Genomic DNA, 6,339 nt, shown 5'->3' with positions numbered 1-6,339 from the left:
CCAGGCTCGTCCACCGGTCAGACCGGCATGGATATGCCGAAAACGCCTGAGCACAAGCAGTGGAACGGCGATATGACCAACGGCGTGGCGCCGTCGAGCAATCCGAAAGGCACCGACGTTAAGCTTTCGCCAGGCTCGTCCACCGGTCAGACCGGCATGGATATGCCGAAAACGCCTGAGCACAAGCAGTGGAACGGCGATATGACCAACGGCGTGGCGCCGTCGAGCAATCCGAAAGGCACCGACGTCAAGCTCTCGCCAGGCTCATCCACCGGTCAGACCGGCATGGACATGCCAAAAACGCCTGAACACAAGCAGTGGAACGGCGATATGAGCGCAACAGCACAGCCGAAGCAGTGGCTGCCGCTGATGACGGAAACGCCAATTGATATCTATGCGAAGGTGACCATCGCGTTCCAGGACGAACAGCTGAGTTAACCGCCCTCCCCCGTCGTTCACCGGCGGGGTTTTCATGTAGCCATAAAAAAGGGTCTGACCACGGTCAGACCCTTTTCTTATTCAGCAGGCGGGATAATTACTCGTCTTCGAGGTAGGTATACCCGTACAGACCCGCTTCAAACTCTTCGAGGAACTGCTGTTGCAGCGCATCGTCCAGACCGGTGTTTTTCACCTGATCGCGGAACTGAGTCAGCAGCTTGCCCGGATCGAGCTGAACGTACTGGAGCATATCCGCTACGGTATCCCCTTCATCAGACAGCTCAACCTCCACGCTGCCGTCAGGGAAGACGAACACGTCAACCGCTTCGGTATCACCGAACAGGTTGTGCATGTTGCCGAGGATCTCCTGGTACGCACCGACCATAAAGAAGCCCAGCATCGGCGGGTTCTCCGGATCGTACTCCGGCATCGGCATGGTGGTGGCGATACCGTCGCCGTCCACGTAGTGATCGATAGCACCATCGGAGTCACAGGTGATGTCCAGCAGCACCGCACGACGTTCCGGGGCGTGGTTCAGCCCTTCCAGCGGCAGAACCGGGAACAGCTGATCGATACCCCAGGCATCCGGCATCGACTGGAACAGCGAGAAGTTGACGTAAATCTTATCCGCCATACGCTCCTGCAGCTCGTCAATAATCGGACGGTGCGCGCGGTTACTCGGGTCGAGTTGCTTCTGTACTTCATGGCACATGTTCAGATAGAGCTGCTCTGCCCACGCGCGCTCCTGCAGGCTGAAGGTGCCTGAAGAGTAGCCGACATGAATGTCGTGCAGATCCATCTGGCTGTCGTGCAGCCATTCGCGCAGCGAGCGGCGCGTGCCCGGCTCGTGCATCTCCTGCCAGGTTTCCCACATACTTTGCAGGGAACGAGGCGCATCTTCCTGCGGCGGCGTCGCTTCAGAAATTTCGCTACGCTCAACGCCGATAATGTTGGAAACAAGCACGGTGTGGTGCGCGGTCACCGCGCGGCCCGATTCGGTGATCACCGTCGGATGCGGCAGGCCGTGCTCTTCACAGGCATCGCCAATCGCCCAGATAATGTTGTTGGCGTATTCGTTCAGGCCGTAGTTAACAGAGCAGTCGGACTGCGAGCGGGTTCCTTCATAGTCCACGCCCAGACCGCCGCCGACGTCGAAGCACTGAATGTTGACGCCCAGCTTGTGCAGCTCAACGTAGAAACGCGCCGATTCACGCACGCCGGTGGCGATGTCGCGAATGTTCGCCATCTGCGAGCCGAGGTGGAAGTGCAGCAGCTGGATGCTGTCCAGACGACCGCGCTCGCGCAGAATTTCTACCAGCTGCAGCACCTGGTTCGCCGCGAGGCCGAACTTGGACTTTTCGCCACCGGAGGACTGCCATTTACCGGAACCCTGGGACGCCAGACGCGCACGCACGCCGAGGCGTGGGATCACGTTCAGACGCTCCGCCTCTTCCAGCACAATTGCGATTTCGGTCATCTTCTCGATAACCAGATAGACCTTGTGGCCCATCTTCTCGCCAATCAGCGCCAGACGAATGTATTCACGGTCTTTATAACCGTTACAGACAATCACCGACCGGGTCATGCCCGCGTGCGCCAGAACGGCCATCAGCTCCGCTTTGGAACCGGCTTCCAGCCCCAGCGGTTCGCCGGAGTGGATCAGGGATTCAATAACGCGGCGGTGCTGGTTCACCTTAATCGGGTAAACCAGGAAGTAGTCGCCTTTATAGCCATAAGATTCGCGCGCGCGCTTGAACGCGGCGTTAATCGAACGCAGGCGATGTTGCAGGATCTGCGGGAAGCAGAACAGTGCAGGCAAACGCTGGCCCTGCGCTTCGCGAGCTTTCACCAGTCTGGCGAGATCCACGCGCGCATCGGGGACGTCCGGATCGGGGCAAACGCTAATGTGGCCCAGCTCATTGACGTCGTAGTAGTTATTGCCCCACCAGGCAATATTATAAGTGCGCAGCATCTTGCTGGCTTCCTGGGAGCTCATCGCAACCTCCTGCATGGAACGTAGTACACCCTGTTCGCCCGCTGACGAAGGCGAAACTGAAGACATGTCGTCAGACATAGCGAACCTCAACTCTTTGTATTAAGTGTAAAACAGTTGACTACTATCGCAGCGTTATACGGCGATAACAACCCATAAACGGCTCCATCTCCCAGCAGAGTATGCTGAAATCCAGACCGTGCGACCGGTTTCTTATTCATATCATTGTAAAACACGTAACCGAACTGTGTATGACAAGGTTCGGCGAAACCACGAGATAACTCTTGTATTAACAAGAGCGCCCTTGTTCAGTTTTCACAAAGCGTGACCGGCCCTGGAATCCTGAGAAGCGCCGAGATGGGTATAACATCGGCAGGTTTGCAGACTAGAAATGCGGGTTGCGGGAATCAAATGCGCGCCAGAACGGCTGCGCTGAATTAGCGGAAAACGATGGTTCATTATCTCGTATCACCTCCACGGCCGCCTCTGCTGAAACGGACCCCAAGCCAAAGCTGAAAGTTCACTGCTTAACCCGGCTGGAAGTGGCAACACGATGAGTTCATCGAGCGCTTTTTTTTAGAAGCCGCGCGCCGCGTTTTATACCGAGAAGGGGGCTAAAATGCAAAACAAAAATGCGCGCGTTGCCAGCGGCGTCAGGAAATATTTCCAGCTGCGTTTTCAACGCAGTGAGAGGTGAGTCAAAAAAAACTGGAAATCGGTCTAAGAAGTGACCTAAAATAGCCGTCCAGATGTTAATCCATCCATACTGATTAACACTCAGACTGCCAGTGTCAAAACCCGTCGGCCTTGGTAGAATTATCTCCCTTGGCTATTCCACACAGCAGCTTGAGCTAACCAAATTCCTCTTAGGTGAAATATAACATGGCAAAACACCTGTTTACGTCCGAGTCCGTATCAGAAGGACATCCTGATAAAATTGCTGACCAAATCTCCGATGCGGTGCTGGATGCGATCCTGACCCAGGATCCAAAAGCGCGCGTAGCGTGCGAAACCTATGTCAAAACCGGCATGGTTCTGGTGGGCGGTGAGATCACCACCAGCGCATGGGTTGATATCGAAGAGATCACCCGTAACACGGTGCGTGAGATCGGCTATGTGCATTCTGATATGGGCTTTGATGCCAACTCCTGTGCGGTACTGAGCGCCATCGGCAAACAGTCTCCGGACATCAACCAGGGCGTTGACCGTGCCGATCCGCTGGAACAGGGCGCGGGCGACCAGGGCCTGATGTTCGGCTACGCCACCAACGAAACCGACGTGCTGATGCCAGCACCCGTCACCTACGCACACCGTCTGGTGCAGCGTCAGGCTGAAGTGCGTAAAAACGGCTCCCTGCCGTGGCTGCGCCCGGATGCGAAAAGCCAGGTGACCTTCCAGTACGACGACGGCAAAATCGTCGGTATTGATGCGGTGGTTCTGTCTACCCAGCATTCCGAAGAGATTGACCAGAAAGCGCTGCAGGAAGCGGTGATGGAAGAGATCATCAAGCCGGTTCTGCCCGTTGAGTGGCTGAACTCTGCAACCAAATACTTCATCAACCCAACCGGACGCTTCGTTATCGGCGGCCCAATGGGCGACTGCGGCCTGACCGGTCGTAAAATCATCGTTGATACCTACGGCGGCATGGCGCGTCACGGTGGCGGTGCGTTTTCTGGTAAAGACCCGTCTAAAGTTGACCGTTCTGCGGCATACGCAGCACGTTATGTTGCGAAAAACATCGTGGCTGCGGGCCTGGCCGACCGCTGTGAAATTCAGGTTTCTTACGCTATCGGCGTGGCGGAACCAACGTCTATCATGGTGGAAACCTTTGGTACGGAGAAAGTGCCATCCGAGCAGCTGACGCTGCTGGTGCGCGAGTTCTTCGACCTGCGTCCTTACGGCCTGATCCAGATGCTGGATCTGCTGCATCCAATCTATAAAGAAACCGCTGCGTACGGTCACTTTGGTCGCGAACATTTCCCATGGGAAAAAACCGACAAAGCCGCCCTGCTGCGTGACGCTGCCGGTCTGAAATAATCGACCGACCGTAGCGTTAAACAGGCCAGCCTTTGCGCTGGCCTTTTTTTATGTCGGGTGGCGGCTGCGCCTTACCCGACCTACAAAATCTTCGGACCCGTAGGTCGGGTAAGGCGCAGCCGCCGCCCGACGACAGACCGCACCCTTTGAAACCGTTTACACCGCACCAAATATATCCTGCTTTCAGATTATTCCCTTTGCATGATCGCATTTCTTCTGCTGTTACATTTCCTTTCAGTTAAGTCTGAATTGTGTACATTCGCGATGCATATCACCTCGTTTACCTCTATATTTTCAAAGCTTTAATATTATTTACGTAGTCAATGTTGTGTAACCGATTACACCGTTGTGATTTGTCTCACATATTTTTACGCACTACTCACCTACTCTTAACATCGTAAAAACTGATAACCCAACTGGAGGGCATAATGCCTGACAATAAAAAACAGGGGCGTACGTCCAATAAGGCGATGACCTTCTTCGTCTGCTTCCTCGCAGCCCTGGCAGGATTACTCTTTGGCCTGGATATCGGCGTTATCGCCGGTGCGTTACCTTTCATCACCGATGAATTCCAGATCTCTTCACACACTCAGGAGTGGGTGGTCAGCTCCATGATGTTCGGTGCCGCCGTGGGTGCGGTGGGCAGCGGCTGGCTCTCCTTCAAGCTCGGGCGTAAAAAGAGCCTGATGATCGGCGCGATCCTGTTCGTGGCTGGGTCATTGTTCTCTGCCGCCGCACCAAACGTTGAGGTGCTGCTGGTGTCGCGCGTACTGCTCGGCCTGGCCGTTGGCGTGGCGTCTTACACCGCGCCGCTGTACCTGTCTGAAATCGCGCCGGAGAAAATCCGTGGCAGCATGATTTCGATGTACCAGCTGATGATCACCATCGGTATTCTGGGCGCTTATCTTTCCGATACGGCATTCAGCTACAGCGGTGCATGGCGCTGGATGCTCGGCGTGATCATCATCCCTGCGGTGCTGCTGCTGATTGGCGTCTTTTTCCTGCCGGACAGCCCGCGCTGGTTCGCCGCCAAACGCCGCTTCCACGATGCCGAACGGGTTTTACTGCGCCTGCGTGATACCAGCGCAGAAGCGAAAAACGAGCTGGAAGAGATCCGCGAAAGCCTGAAGGTAAAACAGTCCGGCTGGGCGCTGTTTAAAGAGAACAGCAACTTCCGCCGCGCGGTGTTCCTGGGCGTGCTGCTGCAGGTGATGCAACAGTTCACCGGGATGAACGTCATCATGTACTACGCGCCAAAAATCTTCGAACTGGCGGGTTACACCAACACCACCGAGCAGATGTGGGGCACGGTAATCGTCGGTCTGACCAACGTGCTGGCGACCTTTATTGCCATTGGTCTGGTAGACCGTTGGGGACGTAAACCAACGCTGACGCTGGGCTTCCTGGTGATGGCCGTCGGGATGGGCGTCCTCGGTACGATGATGCATGTGGGCATTCACTCCCCGTCTGCACAGTACTTTGCCGTGGCCATGCTGCTGATGTTTATCGTCGGTTTTGCGATGAGCGCCGGTCCGCTGATCTGGGTGCTGTGCTCGGAGATCCAGCCGCTGAAAGGGCGTGATTTTGGTATCACCTGCTCCACCGCGACCAACTGGATCGCCAACATGATTGTCGGCGCAACGTTCCTGACCATGCTCAACACGCTGGGCAATGCGAACACCTTCTGGGTTTACTCCGGCCTGAACATCTTCTTCATTGTTCTGACCATCTGGCTGGTTCCAGAAACCAAACACGTTTCGCTGGAACATATTGAACGTAACCTGATGAAAGGTCGTCCGCTGCGTGAGATTGGCGCACACGACTGAGTGTTCTGCCGGGGAGGTGCCGCTTGCACCTCCCCGCTTCCCGCT

At 55.7% G+C, this 6,339-nt stretch carries 5 protein-coding genes and 1 pseudogene; 3 read left to right on the top strand and 3 right to left on the bottom strand.

All coding sequences use genetic code 11. The features are described from left to right. The coding region (locus QLG21_RS08860; RefSeq protein WP_282484243.1) for a hypothetical protein at positions 1–438 on the top strand (438 nt) is incomplete at its 5' end. A gap of 97 nt (positions 439–535) precedes the next feature. On the opposite strand, the gene speA is transcribed toward QLG21_RS08860, so the two are convergent. The 3 genes and pseudogenes from speA to QLG21_RS08845 all read right to left on the bottom strand — a co-directional run. Next, the gene (speA, locus tag QLG21_RS08855) at positions 536–2,512 is read right to left on the bottom strand and encodes a biosynthetic arginine decarboxylase (RefSeq protein ID WP_042321927.1); all 1,977 of its coding nucleotides are present in this window, start codon (positions 2,510–2,512) and stop codon (positions 536–538) included. Positions 2,513–2,520: 8 nt separating this feature from the next. Further along, complete coding sequence (gene yqgB / locus QLG21_RS08850; RefSeq protein WP_127463540.1) at positions 2,521–2,652, bottom strand: acid stress response protein YqgB; 132 nt, start codon at positions 2,650–2,652, stop codon at positions 2,521–2,523. A gap of 94 nt (positions 2,653–2,746) precedes the next feature. Beyond that, positions 2,747–2,836, bottom strand: a pseudogene (locus QLG21_RS08845) (hypothetical protein); the annotation flags it as partial. A gap of 477 nt (positions 2,837–3,313) precedes the next feature. Between QLG21_RS08845 and metK the strand changes: the two are divergent. Then, positions 3,314–4,468 carry a methionine adenosyltransferase gene (gene metK / locus QLG21_RS08840; RefSeq protein ID WP_006178439.1) on the top strand — a complete coding sequence of 385 codons (1,155 nt, stop codon included), beginning with the start codon at positions 3,314–3,316 and terminating at the stop codon, positions 4,466–4,468. Between the two features lie 428 nt (positions 4,469–4,896). Beyond that, positions 4,897–6,294, top strand: coding sequence for a galactose/proton symporter (gene galP / locus QLG21_RS08835; protein ID WP_006178440.1), 1,398 nt, complete (start codon positions 4,897–4,899; stop codon positions 6,292–6,294). Positions 6,295–6,339 lie beyond the last annotated feature (45 nt).

Origin of the sequence: Enterobacter sp. V87_3 (assembly GCF_029967835.1) — a bacterium.
Lineage (GTDB): Bacteria > Pseudomonadota > Gammaproteobacteria > Enterobacterales > Enterobacteriaceae > Enterobacter > Enterobacter cancerogenus.
This window is presented reverse-complemented; position numbering and strand designations above follow the sequence as displayed.